The 16,967-nt window shown below is 60.0% G+C and carries 21 protein-coding genes; 14 read left to right on the top strand and 7 right to left on the bottom strand.

The annotated features are described in order from the left end of the window. Window positions 1-5 precede the first annotated feature (5 nt). The 14 genes from I6L35_RS01475 (at window position 6) to I6L35_RS01410 (ending at window position 11,122) form a co-directional block, all read left to right on the top strand. Window positions 6-578 (top strand): DUF3157 family protein, encoded by a 573-nt coding sequence (locus I6L35_RS01475; RefSeq protein ID WP_216979352.1) that lies wholly within the window; start codon window positions 6-8, stop codon window positions 576-578. A 188-nt stretch (window positions 579-766) separates the two neighbouring features. After that, window positions 767-1,417 (top strand): porin family protein, encoded by a 651-nt coding sequence (locus tag I6L35_RS01470; protein ID WP_216979351.1) that lies wholly within the window; start codon window positions 767-769, stop codon window positions 1,415-1,417. Window positions 1,418-1,597: 180 nt separating this feature from the next. Further along, a complete protein-coding gene (locus I6L35_RS01465; protein ID WP_005343644.1) occupies window positions 1,598-2,545 on the top strand; it encodes a DUF523 and DUF1722 domain-containing protein in 948 nt (315 codons plus the stop codon). A gap of 69 nt (window positions 2,546-2,614) precedes the next feature. Next, complete coding sequence (locus tag I6L35_RS01460) at window positions 2,615-3,502, top strand: MerR family transcriptional regulator (RefSeq protein WP_216979350.1); 888 nt, start codon at window positions 2,615-2,617, stop codon at window positions 3,500-3,502. Further along, window positions 3,499-4,920 (top strand): deoxyribodipyrimidine photo-lyase, encoded by a 1,422-nt coding sequence (gene phrB, locus I6L35_RS01455; RefSeq protein WP_216979349.1) that lies wholly within the window; start codon window positions 3,499-3,501, stop codon window positions 4,918-4,920. The genes I6L35_RS01460 and phrB overlap by 4 nt, the downstream gene beginning before the upstream one ends. Window position 4,921: 1 nt before the next feature. After that, window positions 4,922-5,350, top strand: a complete 429-nt coding sequence (locus I6L35_RS01450; RefSeq protein WP_139410959.1) for a nuclear transport factor 2 family protein — start codon at window positions 4,922-4,924, stop codon at window positions 5,348-5,350. Continuing rightward, window positions 5,347-6,081, top strand: coding sequence for an SDR family NAD(P)-dependent oxidoreductase (locus I6L35_RS01445; protein WP_216979348.1), 735 nt, complete (start codon window positions 5,347-5,349; stop codon window positions 6,079-6,081). The genes I6L35_RS01450 and I6L35_RS01445 overlap by 4 nt, the downstream gene beginning before the upstream one ends. Then, complete coding sequence (locus I6L35_RS01440; RefSeq protein WP_107682467.1) at window positions 6,078-7,337, top strand: NAD(P)/FAD-dependent oxidoreductase; 1,260 nt, start codon at window positions 6,078-6,080, stop codon at window positions 7,335-7,337. Before I6L35_RS01445 ends, I6L35_RS01440 begins: the two co-directional genes overlap by 4 nt. Beyond that, window positions 7,334-8,116: a DUF1365 domain-containing protein gene (locus tag I6L35_RS01435; RefSeq protein ID WP_216979347.1), complete on the top strand. Its 783-nt coding sequence runs from the start codon at window positions 7,334-7,336 to the stop codon at window positions 8,114-8,116. Before I6L35_RS01440 ends, I6L35_RS01435 begins: the two co-directional genes overlap by 4 nt. Continuing rightward, window positions 8,116-9,372: a cyclopropane-fatty-acyl-phospholipid synthase family protein gene (locus I6L35_RS01430; RefSeq protein ID WP_144714836.1), complete on the top strand. Its 1,257-nt coding sequence runs from the start codon at window positions 8,116-8,118 to the stop codon at window positions 9,370-9,372. Before I6L35_RS01435 ends, I6L35_RS01430 begins: the two co-directional genes overlap by 1 nt. Window positions 9,373-9,374: 2 nt before the next feature. Then, complete coding sequence (locus tag I6L35_RS01425) at window positions 9,375-9,851, top strand: DUF2878 domain-containing protein (protein ID WP_216979346.1); 477 nt, start codon at window positions 9,375-9,377, stop codon at window positions 9,849-9,851. Next, window positions 9,848-10,069: a TIGR02450 family Trp-rich protein gene (locus I6L35_RS01420; RefSeq protein ID WP_005338671.1), complete on the top strand. Its 222-nt coding sequence runs from the start codon at window positions 9,848-9,850 to the stop codon at window positions 10,067-10,069. Before I6L35_RS01425 ends, I6L35_RS01420 begins: the two co-directional genes overlap by 4 nt. After that, on the top strand, window positions 10,026-10,568 hold the full coding sequence (locus I6L35_RS01415; RefSeq protein ID WP_216979345.1) for a chalcone isomerase family protein: 543 nt from the start codon (window positions 10,026-10,028) through the stop codon (window positions 10,566-10,568). The genes I6L35_RS01420 and I6L35_RS01415 overlap by 44 nt, the downstream gene beginning before the upstream one ends. Before the next feature lie 14 nt (window positions 10,569-10,582). Beyond that, entirely contained in the window at window positions 10,583-11,122 is a 540-nt protein-coding gene (locus tag I6L35_RS01410; protein WP_216979344.1) for a DUF3833 domain-containing protein, read from the top strand. A gap of 75 nt (window positions 11,123-11,197) precedes the next feature. Here I6L35_RS01410 and nqrM read toward each other — a convergent pair whose 3' ends face one another. Genes nqrM through I6L35_RS01375 form a run of 7 tightly spaced genes read right to left on the bottom strand, consistent with a single transcriptional unit; the run spans window position 11,198 to window position 16,964 of the window. Then, the gene (gene nqrM / locus I6L35_RS01405) at window positions 11,198-11,422 is read right to left on the bottom strand and encodes a (Na+)-NQR maturation NqrM (protein ID WP_216951909.1); all 225 of its coding nucleotides are present in this window, start codon (window positions 11,420-11,422) and stop codon (window positions 11,198-11,200) included. Window positions 11,423-11,431: 9 nt separating this feature from the next. Then, window positions 11,432-12,472, bottom strand: a complete 1,041-nt coding sequence (locus tag I6L35_RS01400) for an FAD:protein FMN transferase ApbE (RefSeq protein ID WP_005343668.1) — start codon at window positions 12,470-12,472, stop codon at window positions 11,432-11,434. 3 nt (window positions 12,473-12,475) lie between these two features. After that, a complete protein-coding gene (gene nqrF / locus I6L35_RS01395; RefSeq protein WP_005343670.1) occupies window positions 12,476-13,699 on the bottom strand; it encodes an NADH:ubiquinone reductase (Na(+)-transporting) subunit F in 1,224 nt (407 codons plus the stop codon). Window positions 13,700-13,731: 32 nt separating this feature from the next. Next, window positions 13,732-14,328 (bottom strand): NADH:ubiquinone reductase (Na(+)-transporting) subunit E, encoded by a 597-nt coding sequence (gene nqrE / locus I6L35_RS01390; RefSeq protein ID WP_005343672.1) that lies wholly within the window; start codon window positions 14,326-14,328, stop codon window positions 13,732-13,734. A gap of 3 nt (window positions 14,329-14,331) precedes the next feature. Beyond that, entirely contained in the window at window positions 14,332-14,964 is a 633-nt protein-coding gene (locus I6L35_RS01385) for an NADH:ubiquinone reductase (Na(+)-transporting) subunit D (RefSeq protein WP_005343673.1), read from the bottom strand. Beyond that, the gene (locus tag I6L35_RS01380; RefSeq protein WP_005343676.1) at window positions 14,957-15,745 is read right to left on the bottom strand and encodes a Na(+)-translocating NADH-quinone reductase subunit C; all 789 of its coding nucleotides are present in this window, start codon (window positions 15,743-15,745) and stop codon (window positions 14,957-14,959) included. The genes I6L35_RS01385 and I6L35_RS01380 overlap by 8 nt, the downstream gene beginning before the upstream one ends. Then, the gene (locus tag I6L35_RS01375) at window positions 15,735-16,964 is read right to left on the bottom strand and encodes an NADH:ubiquinone reductase (Na(+)-transporting) subunit B (protein WP_005343679.1); all 1,230 of its coding nucleotides are present in this window, start codon (window positions 16,962-16,964) and stop codon (window positions 15,735-15,737) included. The genes I6L35_RS01380 and I6L35_RS01375 overlap by 11 nt, the downstream gene beginning before the upstream one ends. Window positions 16,965-16,967 lie beyond the last annotated feature (3 nt).

Below are 16,967 nucleotides of genomic sequence, written 5' to 3'. Positions count from 1 at the left end.
GCCCTATGAAACCCTTCTCCCGTCTGCTGATTGCCCTGTGCCTCTCCCCCGTGTTGGCGCAGGCAGCCCCTCTTTCTCAGGTGACGCTGCCCGATGGTCGGCAGGTTCAGCTCAACGATGACTTTACCTGGGAGTATCTGGTGGTCAAACCGGCCGAGTCCGTACAGGGCGTGGCTGCTGATGGGAAGGCTGGGGCCGTGGTGGCCGTTGCTGCTCCGGTGCTGACCGATCAGGCCAAGGCCAATCCGGAGCTGCTTGCCCAGATGGCACGCGACGGTGTGGTGGTCAAGCTGGACAAGATCGAGGGATCTGACCCGCTGGTGCTGACCTTTATGGTGAGCAATACCGGCACCCGCAATGTGGTCGGGGTGCGTGGCATGGTGACCCTGTTCAGTGCTGATGGAGTGCAGCTGAGCCGTCAGGAGGCCCGTTTCTGGGTTGCCGAGAACCGCCTGCCGGAGACCTATCTGCGCAAGGGGCAAGTCCGTCCGTCGTTGGCCCTCGAGATCCCCCGTCCTGCCGGATTGACCGGGCAGCCCTTGGTCAGGGTCGAAATTGATGAGGTGGTCTTCCGCTGATTTGGTGTTGTCCGGCCCATGCAAACCGATTGGGCCGGCAATTTGTTACCCCTGACATCTCGGGAAATATCTGCTTACATCTGACATGGTTTTGCAACAGCTTGCCGCTCGGCAAGCCGGGATGCTGACCGCACAATGACTCCATACCAGCTCGCTAGCAACGGGCCCAATCACATGGAGTTATCATCATGAAAAAAGCAACTGTATCTCTTCTGGTTCTGGCCGGTTTCGCCTCTACTTCCGCTCTGGCACAGGATGCGTTCAGCTACGCAAAGGGCGGTTTGACCTGGGCGCACACCAAGTCTGATTACCTTAGCCAAGACAGCGCTGCATTTCCCCGTGATGCTGCCAGCAAAGGTACCCGTGATTTTGGTGGTCTGAGCCTGGACCTCTCAAAGAGCTTTGGCTCCAACTTCTACGGTCGTGCCGGAACCGAATTCACCTCCCGCAACGACGGCAATGACAGCATGTCCATCTCCAGCCTGGGTATCGGTGTCTTTACCCCGCTGAGCACAGGACTCAATCTCTATGGCGAAACCGGTTTGATGGGCTATCAACTTGAGCGTGAGCTGGCCAAGAACAACAAGGGATGGGACGAAGTGGCTCGCAAGGATAGTGGCAGCATGTACGGTGAAGTGGGTCTGCGCTACGACATCGGCGACATCGAGCTTTCCACGGCTTACCGTTACGCCAACATGACCGATGATATGCATGACTTCAAGGTAGGCGGTGCTTACAAGCTCAACCAGAACTGGGCGCTGACTGCCGACTACACCTATCGCAGCTGGGATCTGCAGAAAGGCTCCATCTCCAGCCTGGGTGTGAAATACAGTTTCTAATCCCCCTTCCAGTAGTCCGTAGTGTCTTGATTTTTACCCATGGCGTTCGCCATGGGTTTTTTCGTTTTCCAGTGATCTCTTTTTTCTCCTTGTGTCGTATCAGTCGGCGATAGTTATACAACTTCCATTTTTTTGTATAACTGCTATAACTGAATCAAGGTTTATACAAGGAGTGCCATCATGTACAAGATTAAAGTCGGTATCAGTGCTTGCCTGCTGGGACAAGAGGTGCGTTTCGACGGGGGCCACAAGCGCTCCAGCTTCTGCGAACGGGATCTTGGCGCTCACTTTGACTATCACCCCGTCTGTCCCGAGATGGCTATCGGTCTGGGGGCGCCTCGCGCCGCCATCCGGCTGGTCAAGCGCAACGGCGAGATCCGTGCCGAAGCGAGCAATGGTAGCTTCGATGTCACTGAAAAGCTGATTGCGTTCAGCGAGCAGAAGGCACGCCAGCTCGACTTCATCTCCGGCTATATCCTCTGTGCCAAATCACCCAGCTGCGGTATGGAGCGGGTCAAGGTCTATGGCGCCAACAATGAGGGGAGCGCCAAGGAGGGGATCGGCCTCTTTGCCAAGGCGTTGATGGAGGCCAACCCCCTGTTGCCGGTGGAAGAGGATGGCCGGCTCTGTGATCCCATCCTGCGGGAGAATTTCGTGCTGCGGGTCTTCGCTTACCACGACTGGCAGCAGCTCTGTGCGCGTGGTATCACCGCCTCTGCGCTGATCCGCTTCCACTCCCGCTACAAGTATCTGGTGCTCTCCCACGCCACCACCCACTACAGGGCGCTCGGCAAGCTGCTCGGCAATCTGGGCAAGTCCACCAATTTGCAGGAGGTGGCCGACAACTACATCAAGGGATTGATGACCGCGCTGACCCTGCGGGCCAACCGTCGCAGCCACACCAATGTGCTGATGCACCTGCAGGGCTACTTCAAGCGGGTGCTGACCCCGGCCCAGAAGCAGGAGCTGGCCGATACCATCGACAAGTACCGCACCGGCATCTTCCCCTTGCTGGTGCCGCTCACCTTGATCCGCCACTACCTGCGCGAGTACCCCAATCCCTATCTCGCCGAGCAGGTTTATCTCAATCCGCACCCCGATACGCTCAAATTGCGTTACGGGCTCTGAATCCGTTCTGTTGCCCCGGCGCATGGTTTGCATCGGGGCGCTTTACACCTCTGTTTGATGGACGTTGTCATGTCTGATTTATCGCAAGAAGTTGCTCCTCTGGCTGATGAGGGGATCTACCCCATTCGCGAGGTCTCCCGTCTCACCGGCGTCAACGCCGTGACCCTGCGTGCCTGGCAGCGCCGCTATGGTCTGGTGCAACCGGCCCGCACCGAAAAGGGCCACCGCCTCTACAGCGAGCAGGATATCCGCCAAATCGGCGAGATCCTGAGCTGGCTGGAGCGGGGTGTGAGTATCGGGCAGGTGAAGGGGCTCTTGAGTGAACCCCATTCCGAGCCAGTGAGCGATCACTGGCAGCAGACCCTGGAGCAGTTCAGTCAGGCACTGCTTGCCTTCAATCAGCGCAAGGCGGAGGCCGAGCTCAGCGATCTGTTGGCTAGCTATCCGTTCGAACTGGTGCGCAGCCGGATACTGCAACCGCTTGTGGAGCGGCTGCTGGGGTTGTGGCGCGAGCGGCCGGATGGCGAGTTGCTGCAACAGGTGTGGCTGGGCTGGCTCCATACCCGCTTCGCCCGCCACCTGATCGAGCAGGAGAAGGGCGTGCCGATTACGCTGGCGAGCTGGGGACAGGTTGGCCCCCTCGATCTGGTGTGGGCTGCTTACGAGCTGATCGGTCAGGGTTATGAGGTGCAACTGCTGGGGGCGGTGGAGCCCCGCCATGCCAGCCTGCTTGAGGGACGTGCTGCCACCCCTTGGTTGGTGCTGCTGGGGGCAGGGCTCGGTAAGCAGGAGCTGGCTACCGGCTGGCCCGCCGGCACGCGCCTGTTTGGTGAGCTGGGGCGCCTCTACGACGATGAGTGGCTTAAAGCCCATGGCTGGCAGGCGAGCCTTGCCGAGCTGATGGCGGATGCCCCAGATGCTGCTGGCACCAGCGGACGCGGGAGGAAAGAATCATGAAACTGGTCTGGTTTCGCAATGATCTTCGCCTTGCCGACAACCCCGCGCTGCGGCATGCCTGCGCTGGTGATGAGCCGGTCGCCGCCCTCTTTATCATCTCCCCCACCCAGTGGCAGCAGCACAAAATGGCCCCCATCCGTCAGCGCTTTATGTTGGCGCAGGTGAATGAATTGGGCCGCGAGCTGGCGGCGCTCGGCATCCCGCTTCATCTGCTGCGAGTGGAGACCTTTGCCGAGGTGCCAGCAGCGCTGGCAGATCTTTGCCGCGAGCTGGGCGTAACCCAGCTCTACGCCAATCAAGCCATCGAGATCGATGAGCTGCGTCGTGACCACACCGTCACTGCCGCACTGGCAGAGCAGGCGGTGAGCTGTCACTGGTTCAACGGCTGCTGCGTGTTGCCGCCGGGGCGTGTGCTGACCGGGTCGGGGGAGATGTTCAAAGTCTTCACCCCCTTCAGCCGTGCCTGGCTCAAGGCTCTCGACGAGGATGGTTTTGTCATTCATCGGGCGCCGACACCGCGTGGCGAGCCGTTGCCGTGGCAGCCGCTGGCCGAACGTGCGTGGGTTGATGAGGCTCTCGGCGAGCTGACGGCGGATCCCCGCTGGCCAGTGGGGGAGGCAGAAGCTCTGCGCCGTTTGAACATTTTTCTGGAGCGTGCCGTGGTTGACTATGGCGAACAGCGTGATTTTCCAGCCATCGCGGGCACGTCCGTGCTCTCCCCCTATCTGGCTGCGGGCATCATCAGCCCGCGCCAGTGTGTGGCGGCGCTCCAGCAGCGCCTTGGCTACCGGCCCCAGTCCAAGGCCCAGCCCGGCTTTGTCTGGCTCAATGAGCTCATCTGGCGCGAGTTCTATCGCCACCTGCTGCTGCTGATCCCGACTCTCTCCATGAATCGCCCCTTCAAACCAGAGACGGCAGCCTTGCCGTGGAGCTGGGATCCGGATGCCTTCGCCGCCTGGTGCGAGGGGCGCACTGGCTACCCCATCGTCGATGCTGCGATGCGCTGTCTCAACACCACCGGCTGGATGCACAACCGGTTGCGGATGATAGTGGCGAGTTTTCTTACCAAGGATCTCCATATCCACTGGCGGCTCGGGGAGGATTACTTCATGAGTAGACTGATCGACGGGGATCTGGCAGCCAACAACGGTGGCTGGCAGTGGGCGGCGGGCACCGGTGCCGATGCGGCACCCTACTTTCGGGTTTTCAACCCCACCACTCAGGGGCAACGATTTGATCCACAAGGGGAGTTTATCCGTACTTGGGTAACTGAACTGGCCGATATTCCCGCCGCTTACGTGCATCAGCCCCACGACTGGCTACGGCTCAAGAGGCGGCAGGATTATCCGGCCCCCATGGTGGATCACGCCATTGCCCGGGTGAGAGCCATCGAGATGTTTCGCTCTCTGGAGAAATAGGATGAACGAGCCGCTGGCCCGCTTTATTGGCCTCTATCAACAACTGGACAAACAGCAGTTGCACCGCTTGCCCGAGGTCTATGCCGAACAGGTGGTCTTTATCGATCCGGCTCACCGTATCGAGGGGCTGGCGGCCCTTGGCGACTATTTTGCCGCCCTCTATCAGCGTCTCGCCTACTGCCGTTTCGTCATCACCAGTCAGCAGCAGCAGGGGCCACAGGCCTGGCTCGGCTGGACCATGACCTTCTCTCACCCCAGATTGCGTGGTGGTGAGCCGGTGACGGTGGAGGGGGCCACCCGCCTCGAATTCGACGAGGCGGGCAAGGTGTGCCAGCACAGGGACTATTTTGACCTGGGCGCCATGCTCTACGAGCAGTTGCCGTTGCTCGGGCCAGTGGTTCGCACCATCAAGATGAGGCTTGGCGCATGAGCGGCCGAGTGCTTATCACAGGCGCGACCTCCGGCATAGGTCGCCAGTTGGCGCTGGATTACCGGCGCGCCGGCTGGCAGGTGTGGGGTTGTGGCCGCGATGGCGAACGGCTGCAGGCGCTGGGGCTGGATGGCGTGACGCCGCTGCAGTTCGATGCCCGGGATCTGGCCGCAATGAGCGGGGTGGCTGCTACGCTGCCATCCCTCGATCTGCTGATCCTCAACGCAGGCAACTGCGAGTACATGGATGTGGCGGAGGGGTTTGACAGCGCGCTGTTTGCCCGAGTGATTGAGACCAATCTGACCGCCACCAGCCATGCGCTGGCCGCCTTCTTGCCGTTGCTCGGGGCTGGGTCACGGCTGGCCATCGTTAGCTCGTCGGTGAGCTGGCTGCCGCTGCCTCGGGCCGAGGCCTATGGCGCCTCCAAGGCTGCCCTCGACTATCTGGCGAATACCTTGCGCCTCGATCTGGCCAGCAAAGGGATCGGGGTGACCCTGATCCGCCCCGGCTTTGTCCAGACGCCGCTCACCGCCAAAAATGATTTTCCCATGCCCTGTCTGGTGACGGTGGAGCATGCCTCTCGCGCCATCATGGACGGGCTGACCGCTGGTCGTCACCAGATCCACTTTCCCCGCCGTTTCATCTGGTTGCTGCGCCTGCTTGGTGCGCTGCCGGTGGGGCTCTGGCTGCGCCTTGGCCGCGCACTCGTATCGAAAGGAAGCCATTCATGAAGAAAAAGATCGCCATCGTCGGTTCAGGGATCTCGGGGCTCACCGCCGGTTTTCTGCTCCACAAACTCCATGACATAACCCTGTTCGAGGCGGCGCCGACCCTGGGCGGCCACACAGCGACCGTCGATGTGAATCAGGCTGGCCGCAGCTATGCCATCGACACCGGCTTTATCGTCTTCAACGATCGCACCTACCCCAACTTCTTGAAGTTGCTGGCGCGGATCGGCATGGCGCGCCAACCGGCCGAGATGAGCTTCTCGGTGAAGAGCCCGGAGGGGCTGGAGTATAACGGCCACAACCTCGACACCCTGTTTGCCCAGCGCAGCAATCTGTTGAGCCCGCGCTTCTACGGCTTCGTTGCCGAGATCCTGCGTTTCAACCGGGAGGCGCGGGCCTGGCTGGCGGATGGTCAGCATCAGGGGGCTGGCCCCGAGCTGACTCTGGGGGATTTTTTGCTGGCGGGGGAGTTTAGCGACTACTTCGCCCGCCACTACATCTTGCCGATGGGCGCGGCGATCTGGTCATCGACCCTGGCCGATATGCGCGCCTTCCCCCTTGGCTTCTTCCTGCGCTTTTTTGCCAACCATGGCCTGCTCGATGTGGCCAATCGTCCCCAGTGGTATGTGATCCCGGGCGGCTCGCGGGAATATATCGGCCCCCTTACCGCGGGTTGGCAGTCGCAGATCCGCCTCGCCTGTCCGGTGCAGAGCGTACGGCGGGACGCGGATGGCGTGGTGATCCAGAGCAGTTACGGCGAGGAGCGGTTTGACGAGGTGATCTTCGCCTGCCACAGCGATCAGGCGCTGGCGCTGCTGGCAGATCCCGGCGAGCGGGAGCAGGCTATTCTCGGCGACATGCCCTATCAGGCCAACGATGTCTGGCTCCATACCGATGCCCGCTGCCTGCCCACCCGCCGCAAGGCATGGGCCAGCTGGAACTATCAGCTCGATGGCAACGACGAGGCGCGGCCGCTGGTGAGCTACAACATGAACATCCTGCAGGGGGTGAACTCGCCGGAGCCCTTCTGCGTCAGCCTCAATCCCAAGGGCAAGGTGGATGAGAGCAAGGTGCTGCGCCGCTTTGTCTATCACCATCCGGTGTTCAATCAGGCCTCCATCGCCGCCCAGCAGCGCCGCGCGGAGATCTGCGGCCAGCAGCACACCCACTTCTGTGGCGCCTACTGGTACAACGGCTTCCACGAGGATGGGGTACGCAGCGCGCTGGACGTCGCCAGGCGCTTCGGGGCCGAGCTATGAACGGCGCCACAGTGGCCACCGAACATGAGCGTGCCGACGAACTGGCTGGCGTCACCAGCGCCATCTGGCAGGGCTCGGTGCGCCACCGCCGTTTTGCACCGCGGGCTCACGCCTTCTCCTACAGCCTCTTTATGCTGGGACTGGATCTCGACGAGCTGCCGCAGCTCGATCAGGGGCGCTGGTTCGGGGTTGAGCGAGCTGGGCTGCTCTCGTTTCACCGCGACGACTATCTCAAAGGCAGCGAGGGGTGCCTCAAGCAGGCGGTGTGGCATAAGGTGAGCGAGCTGGGTGGCGATGCCGACCCCGAGGGGCGGGTACTGCTGCTCGGCAACGTGCGCTGTCTGGGATTCTACTTCAGCCCGGTCAACTTCTACTTCTGCTACCGGCAGGGCGAGGCGCGCTATCTGCTGGCAGAGGTGTCGAACACCCCCTGGAACGAGCGTCACTACTACCTGCTGGATCTGGCGGCGCTGGCACCCCATGACAAGGATTTTCACGTCTCCCCCTTTATGGGGCTGGCGATGCGTTATCACTGGCGGATTAGGCCGCCCGTGCAGGAGACCCTGATCCATATCGAGAGTCATCCCGTATCCGGTGAAGCCAAGCTGTTTGACGCAACCCTGGCGCTCACTCGCGAACCCTTGTCGCGCAAGGGGCTGGTGGCCCTGCTGGCCCGCTGGCCATGGATGACCATGAAGGTGCTGCTCGGGATCTACTGGCAGGCCCTGCGTCTATTTATCAAACGAACCCCGATTTTTACCCATCCGGAGAGCCGCTAATGGAACTTGCTCAATCAACCCTCTCTGCCTCTTTCATCGACAAGGGGGCAAGACAACTGCTGCTCAATCTGCTGGGTCGCCTCGAACATGGCCAGCTGCTGCTGCGGGATGGCGGTGAGCGCCACAGCTTTGGCGTCGCGGGTACCGATCTGCATGCCGAACTGGTGGTGCAGGATCCGACCTTCTATCGTCGCCTGTTGCTGGGGGGCAGCATTGCCGCCGGAGAAACCTGGGTGGAGGGACTCTGGACCAGCCCGGATCCGGTGGCGCTGGTGCGGCTGCTGGCCCGCAATCTGACCCTGCTCGACTCCCTCGAACGGCGCCTCGGCTGGCTCAGCTTCCCCTTCAACAAGGTGCGCCACTGGCTCAACCGCAATACCCTGACCGGTTCGCGCTCCAACATCGCCGCCCACTACGATCTCGGCAATACCCTCTATCAGGGCTTTCTCGACAGCCATATGCAGTACTCGAGCGCCATCTACCCGAGCGCCGAGGCCACTTTGGAAGAGGGTCAGCAAGCTAAGTTGCGCACCATCTGCGAGCGGCTGGAGCTGGGGCCTGACGATCATCTGCTGGAGATCGGTACCGGCTGGGGTGGCCTCGCTGTCTATGCCGCCCGCCACTATGGCTGCCGGGTGACCACCACGACTATCTCCCGGGCCCAGCATGACTATGCCAAGGAGTGGATTGCGCGGGAGGGGCTGGGGGATCGCATCACCTTGCTGCTGGAGGATTACCGCAAGCTGGAGGGGACGTATGACAAGCTGGTCTCCATCGAGATGATAGAGGCGGTGGGCCACGCCTTCCTGCCCGACTATTTCCGCCAGCTGTCGCGGCTGCTCAAACCCGGTGGCCGTCTGCTCATTCAGGCCATCACCATCGCCGATCAGCGCCACGCCCAGTATCTGCGCGGGGTCGATTTTATCCAGCGTTACATCTTCCCCGGTGGCTGCCTGCCCAGCGTCTCCCAGATGGCGGGGTTGCTGGCGCGGGAGACCGACATGCAACTGGTACGGTTGCACGATCACGGCCATCACTATGCCCGCACCCTGGCTCACTGGTGCGATCGCTTTCTGGCGCTGGCGCCCGAGCTGCCCAAGCTCGGTTACAGCCAGGATTTCATCCGGCTGTGGCACTTCTACTTTGCCTATTGCGAGGGGGGATTCTGGGAGCGCAGTATCAGTCTGGTGCAACTGGAGGCCGCCAAGCCGGGGCCCGCTGGCTGGTCGGGTGATGTGCCAGTAAGCGGTCACTGACCATGTGGCAGTGGGCTCACCTGCTGGGGTTCAACCTCTACTGGTTGCTGGCGGTGAAGTGGCAGCAGCCGAGCCCGCTGCTGGCAATGTTGCTGCTGCACTTTCTCTTCTCACCCAGCCGCCAGCGTGACTGGCGGCTGCTTCCCATCGCGGTTGCCGGCTGTCTGCTGGATGCTCTGCTCTGGCAGCTCGGCCTGTTCCGTTTCCCGTCCGGTTTTCCCCTCTGGCTGGTGCTGCTCTGGCTCGGTTTTGCCCTGACGCTGGCCCACGGTATGCGCTGGCTGCTGCGCTTGCCTCGCTGGCAGCAGGCGCTGTTTGGCATGGTTGGCGGTGCTTCCTCCTATGTGGCGGGGGCTGCCATGGGGGCAGTAAACTTACCCTGGGGCATCTGGATCAGTACGGCGCTGCTGGCAGTGATCTGGATGTGGTGGTTACCCGTACTCCTGTGGGTAATGGTCAAGCTGGAGGGTGAGTCATGACAAACACCTTTTCGACCGACTCGTTGCTTTTTTCCAAATGGACCAAAGAGAGCCAGCATGAGCTGACTGATCGCTTCTATCTGGTGGTTGCCTGCCAGCGGGATGCGCAGGGGCAGCTGGTGCAGGTGGTGATGCAGGATATCAACACCCTGCAGGAACAGGAGATGGACTGGCATGAACTGGAAGACCCCAACCACTGGCATATGGGGTGGAATTAACCCGCGACTGCTGGCGTTTGCGCTCTTTGCTGCAACCGCGGTGCAGGCTTCTGCCGCCCCCTGGCAGCAGTTGCGCCCGGTCGGGCAGGGGGAGATGAACTGGCTATGGTTCAAGCTCTACGATGCCACCCTCTACAGCGTGAGCGGGCGCTATCAGCCCGGTCACTATCCACAGGCTCTGACTCTCACCTATGCCAGACCCATCGAGCGGGAAGATCTGCTGAGCGCCACCGCCGCCGAGTGGCAGCGGCTAGGTCTTGGCACTGACGCCGAGCGTCAGCGCTGGCTCGGCCAGCTCGCTGCACTCTGGCCTGATGTGCAGGCGGGCGACAAGCTCACCTTTTATGTCGACAAGGGCGGTGCAGGCCACTTCTGGTGGCAGGAAAAACCCCTCGGCACTCTGGCCGATCCACATTTTTCGGCCGCTTTTCTCGCCATCTGGCTGGCTGACAATAGCCGCGATCCTGCCCTGACCCGCCGCCTGCGTGGCCAACCCTGAACATGGAGCTCCTGATGTCTTTCTATCGTGCATATCGCTGGTTACTGTTGATCCCTTTTTTGTTGCTGAGCGGCTGTGGTGCCAGTCTCGATGACTATCGGGGGCAGGGGCCAAACTGGGATCTCGCCCGTTTCTTCAACGGCAAGCTGGTGGCTCACGGCCTGGTGACCGACCGCAGCGGCGAAGTGACCAGTCGCTTTCGGGTTGAGATGGTGGGGCGCTGGCAGAACGGTAAGGGAGAGCTGTTCGAGCAGTTCTACTTTGACGATGGCCGCCAGCAGACCCGAACCTGGTATCTGAACAAGGGGGCTGATGGTCACTGGCGCGGTACCGCTTCCGATGTGGTGGGAGAGGCGGTAGGTAAAAGCCAAGGGTTTGCCCTCAACTGGCGTTATCAGCTCGATCTGGCGCTGCCGGATGGCGAGGTGGTGCGGGTGAGCTTCGATGACTGGATGTATCTGCTGGATGAGGAGCGACTGATCAATCGCGCCGCTATCAGCAAGTTCGGCATCCATTTGGGGGAGGTGATCCTCTATATCGAGCGAAAATTATGACCGGCCTACACTGCATGAAAGCCAATAAAAAAGCGCGCCACCAGCGCGCTTTTGTTTATCGAGAAATCAGGGTCATCAGATGATGCGGTTCTCTTCCAGCATCTTGCGACGGGCCTCTTCCTTGGCCATCTTCTTCTTGCGATTGTCGCAGGGTTCCGGGCAATCGCACTCTTTCTCGATGCCAACGCTCCCCAGACCGCCACAGGAGCCGGAGATGGATTTTTTCTGGAAGATATAGCCGATAGCCATGGCGGCTATCACCAGCATGAATACCCCGAAGGTGATCAGAAAAACCTGCATCTATCCTCCCTATTTCCTGACCAGATACTGTTTGAACGCATCGGAGTAGGCCTCTTCAAAGCCGTTGTCCGTCTTGGTGATCACGAAGATCGCCAGACCACGCTCTTTGGCATAGGCCAGGCTCTTTTCCGGTCCCATGACCATGAATACGGTCGCCAGCCCGTCTGCGGTCATGCAGGAGGGATGGATCACGGTGACCGACACCATGCGGTGCTGGATCGGCTTGCCGGTGCGTGGATCTATGGTGTGGGAGAAGCGCTGGCCATCCATCTCATAGTAGTTACGATATTCACCCGAGGTGGCCACCCCGTTGTCACCCGGAACGATCACCTCCTGCACCGAACCGGCATTGGCGGTTGGCTTCTCGATGGCAACGCGCCAGGGGTGTCCCTTGCCGTTGACGCCATTGATCCGCAGCTCGCCGCCGATCTCTACCAGATAGTTGCGCGCACCCAGAGACTCCAGATACTCGGCTACCTTGTCGACACCAAAGCCCTTGGCAATGGCGGATAGATCAACGTAGAGGTCGGGAATATCCTTTTGCAGGGTATCGGCATCGACCGAAGTGATGACGTGCAGGTTGCCCAGGCCGGTCTTCTGACGGGTCTGGGTGATCAGCTCCTCCGATGGTATTTTGGTCGGTCGCTTGTCCGGACCGAAGCCCCACAGATTGACCAAGGGGCCGACGGTGACGTCAAGCGCCCCCTGGCTCTCACGGCCAATATGAATGGCTTCTGTTATGACCCGAGCCGTGTCCCGAGATACCACTACCGGTGTCGAACTGTGGTGCTGGTTGAAGCGCGACAGTTCGGAATCGGGACGATAGGTGGACATCTGATCGTTGACTCGCTCCAGCAGTACGTCGACCTCGGCCTGAAACTTGGCCGCATCGCTGATGACGTTGTCCGCCACCTTGATGGAGTAGTAAGTGCCCATGGTGCTGCCGGTGATATGGATCTCCGGCTTCGACTGGACCGTGCTTTCCTGACCGCACCCTGTCAAGAAAAAGGCTAGCCCGAAGGCTAGCCAGGTTTTTACAACGCTGTTCATGGATTAACCACCAAAATCATCCAGCAGGATGTTCTCGTCTTCAACGCCCAGATCTTTGAGCATGTTGATGACGGCTGCGTTCATCACGGGAGGTCCACACATGTAGAACTCGCAATCTTCCGGCGCTTCGTGGTTCTTGAGATAGTTCTCGTAGAGCACATTGTGGATGAAGCCGGTGTAGCCATCCCAGTTGTCTTCCGGTTGCGGATCGGACAGGGCGACGTTCCAGGTGAAGTTCTCGTTCTCGGCCGCCAGCATGTCGAAGTCTTCGACATAGAACATCTCGCGCTTGGAACGGGCACCGTACCAGAAGCTCATCTTGCGCTTGGACTTCAGGCGACGCAGCTGGTCGAAGATGTGGGAGCGCATAGGCGCCATACCCGCACCACCACCGATAAAGACCATTTCTGCATCGGTATCCTTGGCGAAGAATTCACCGAACGGACCGGAGATGGTCACCTTGTCACCCGGCTTCAGGCTGAAGATGTAGGAGGACATCTGTCCCGGAGGGGCAGTCCAGTTGCTCGGGGGCGGTGTGGCGATACGCACGTTCAGCATGATGATGCCGAACTCTTCCGGATAGTTGGCCATGGAGTAGGCACGGATGATCGGCTCATCGACCTTGGACTCCAGATCAAAAATCTTGAAGCGATCCCAGTCACCACGATACTCCTCGGGAATATCGAAGTTCTTGTAGTAAACGTGGTGAGCCGGCGCTTCGATCTGGATATAACCACCGGCGCGGAACGGCACGCTCTCGCCATCGGGGATCTGCAGCTTGAGCTCCTTGATGAAGGTGGCCTTGTTATCGTTGGAGATAACAGTACATTCCCACTTCTTCACCCCGAATATCTCTTCCGGCAGTTCGATGTCCATGTCGCCACGAACGGTGACCTGACAGGCAAGACGTTCGCCGTGACGGGCTTCGCCCTTGCTGATGTGATCCAGTTCGGTCGGCAGGATGTCGCCGCCACCGGATTTCACCCGTACCTTGCACTGGCCGCAGGAGCCACCGCCGCCACAGGCGGAAGAGACGAAGATACCGTTGCCGGCGAGTACGCCGAGCAGCTTGCCACCGGCCGGGCTGGTCACAGCCTTGGCCGGGTCACCATTGATGCTGATTGTCACGTCGCCCGCGGTCACCAGCTTGGACTTGGCGAACAGAATGACTGCCACCAGTGCCAGCAGGATCACGGTAAACATGACCACACCCAAAATAATTTCCATCTATCGTTCCTTTCTGATTGCAGGAAAGCCGATTACAGGGAGATACCAGAGAAGGACATGAAGCCCAGCGCCATCAGACCGGCGGTGATGAAGGTGATGCCCAGACCACGCAGGCCTTCCGGAACATCGGAGTACTTCATCTTCTCGCGGATACCCGCCAGCGCAACGATCGCCAGCATCCAGCCTGCACCTGAGCCTACACCGTAGACCACAGACTCCACGAAGGTGTAGTCACGCTGCACCATGAAAGAGACGCCACCGAAGATGGCGCAGTTCACGGTGATGAGCGGCAGGAAGATACCCAGGGCGTTGTAGAGAGCCGGGAAGTACTTGTCCAGCGCCATCTCCAGGATCTGCACCAGCGCCGCGATCACCCCGATAAAGGTGATGAAGCTCAGGAAACTCAGATCCAGGTCAGGGGAGAGGGCTCCGGCCTTCAGCACGTAGTTGTAGATCAGGTTGTTGACCGGTACGGCGATGGTTTGCACCACGATAACGGCAATACCCAGACCCATGGAGGTCTTTACCTTCTTGGACACTGCCAGGAAAGTACACATCCCCAGGAAGAAGGAGAGTGCCAGGTTTTCGATAAAAATCGAACGAATCAACAGACTCAGATAATGTTCCATACCTTAATCCTTCGCCTCCACCTGCTTGGGATCCTTGGTGCGCACGCCCCAGATGATCAGACCAATGATGAAGAATGCACTCGGCGGCAGCAGCAGCAGGCCGTTGGGTACATACCAGCCACCGTTGTTCACCAGCGGCAGCAGCTCGATGCCGAACCAGGTGCCGGAGCCCAGCACTTCACGCACGGTCGCGACACTCAGCAGAATGGCGCCATAGCCCAAACCGTTACCGATACCGTCCAGGAAGGAGGGGAGCGGCGCGCTCTTCATGGCATAGGCTTCGGCGCGGCCCATCACGATACAGTTGGTGATGATGAGGCCGACGAAGACCGACAGCTGCTTGGAGATGTCATAGGCATACGCCTTGAGCACCTGGTCAACCACGATAACCAGCGAGGCGATGATCGCCATCTGGGCAATGATCCGCACGCTGTTCGGGATCTGGTTGCGGATCAGGGAGATGAACAGGTTTGAGAAGGCGGTGACCGCCATGACCGCAAGGGTCATTACAAACGCTGTCTTCATCTGGCTGGTAACCGCCAGTGCGGAACAGACACCCAGCACCTGCAAGGCGATGGGGTTGTTGCCCAGCACTGGAGTCAACAGCAACTTTTTCATTTCGCTCTTGTCAGCCATTGTTGATTTCTCCTGCACGAACCTTGGCCAGGAAAGGACCGAAGCCCTTTGGACCCATCCAGAAGTCAAAGGTATGCTGTACACCGTTACCGGTCAGGGTGGCGCCGGAGAGACCGTCGATCTCGTGCTCGGAGCCCGCCGGAGCGTGACCCTTGATGACGCGCAGCGCCGGCATGCCATCCTGATCGAACAGCTTCTTGCCAACAAACAGCTCGCGCCAGGCCGGATTCTCGATTTCACCGCCCAGACCCGGGGTTTCACCGTGGTCATAGTAGGTGATGCCCTTGATAGTCTGGCCATCAGCGGCAACGGCGACGAAAGCATACATGGTAGACCACAGACCCTGACCGTAGATGGGCAGGATGATGTTGTCGATCTTGCCATCGGCATCCTTGGCGAAGAACACCGGAACCAGCTTGGAGATCTGGCGCAGGCCAGCCTTGTCCTCGGCAGCAGCCAGACGGATGTTTTGCGCCGGATCTTTGGCCGCCTGTTTGGTATCGAAGTTGTCGGCATCGCCGTCAACAAAGTTACCGGTGGCGAGATCCACCAGACGGGCTTCGATCTTGTCGCCATACAGCTTGGCCAGATCGCGCTTGGCTACATCGCTGATGTCCACGCCGGCTACGGAGAGAATATTGCTCTGTTTATCCAGCGCCTTGTTCTCCTCTTGGGTAGAACGCAGGCCAACGGCAGCAACGGATACCACGATGGAACAGGCCAGACAGAGGCCGGTGACCACGCTGATGGTGCCGAAGGTTGAGTCTTTATTAAACGCCACGAGCAATCCTCCGCTTGATGTTTGCCTGAGCGACGAAATGGTCAAACAGGGGAGCAAACAGGTTTGCAAACAGAATGGCCAGCATCATGCCTTCCGGGAACGCAGGGTTGACCACGCGAACCAGCACGACCATCACGCCGATCAGGGCGCCATACCACCACTTGCCCTTGTTGGTAAAGGCGGCGGAGACGGGGTCGGTCGCCATGAAGGCCATACCGAAGGCGAAGCCACCCAGTACCAGATGCCAGTGCCACGGCATGTTGAACATGGGGTTGGTATCGGAACCGATGACGTTGAACAGCAGGGAAGTGGCGATCATACCGACCATCACGCCGGCGATGATGCGCCAGGAGGCGATGCGCATGTAGACGATCATGGCTGCGCCCAGCAGGATCATCAGGGTAGAGACTTCACCAATGGAACCCGGCAGGTTGCCAAGGAAAGCGTCCATCCAGCTGATAGCCTGACCGGTGGCACCGTTGATCAGCGCCATCTGGCCGCCCTGAGCCCACTGGCTCAGCGCGGTTGCGCCGGAGTAGCCATCAACGGCAACCCAGACTGCGTCACCGGAGATTTGGCCCGGGTAGGCGAAGAACAGGAACGCACGACCAGCCAGCGCAGGGTTCAGGAAGTTTTTGCCGGTACCACCGAACACTTCCTTGGCCATTACCACACCGAAGGTGATGCCCAGAGCAGCTTGCCACAAGGGCAGCTCGGGCGGCACGATCAGGGCAAACAGGATGGAGGTCACGAAGAAGCCTTCGTTGATCTCGTGCTTGCGCACCATGGCGAACAGCACTTCCCAGAAACCACCGACAAAGAAGACGGTGATGTAGATCGGGAAGAAGTGGGTGGCGCCAATCAGCATCTTGCTGCCGATACCGGCAACAGCCGGATCGAGGGAGGCACCCAGCATGGTGGCCAGGGCATATTGCCAGCTGCTGGCACCGGCTGCCGAGCCCATGTGGGCAATGGCGGCGATGGCCTGGTTGCCAACGTTGTACATGCCCCAGAACATGGCCGGGAACACGGCCAGCCACACCATGATCATCATGCGCTTCAGATCGAGCGCATCACGGACGTGGGCGGCATTGCGGGTAACGGTACCCGGGGTATAGAACAGGGTATACGCCGCTTCGAACAGGGCGTAGTACTTGGCGTACTTTCCACCCGGTTCGAAGTGATGTTCCATATTTTCAAGAAGTTGCTTGAAACTCATCGC

The organism is Aeromonas sp. FDAARGOS 1405, from assembly GCF_019048265.1.
GTDB classification, from domain to species: Bacteria; Pseudomonadota; Gammaproteobacteria; order Enterobacterales; family Aeromonadaceae; genus Aeromonas; species Aeromonas veronii_A.
Note: the sequence above shows the minus strand (reverse complement) of the source record. Positions and strands in the feature narration are given on the sequence as shown.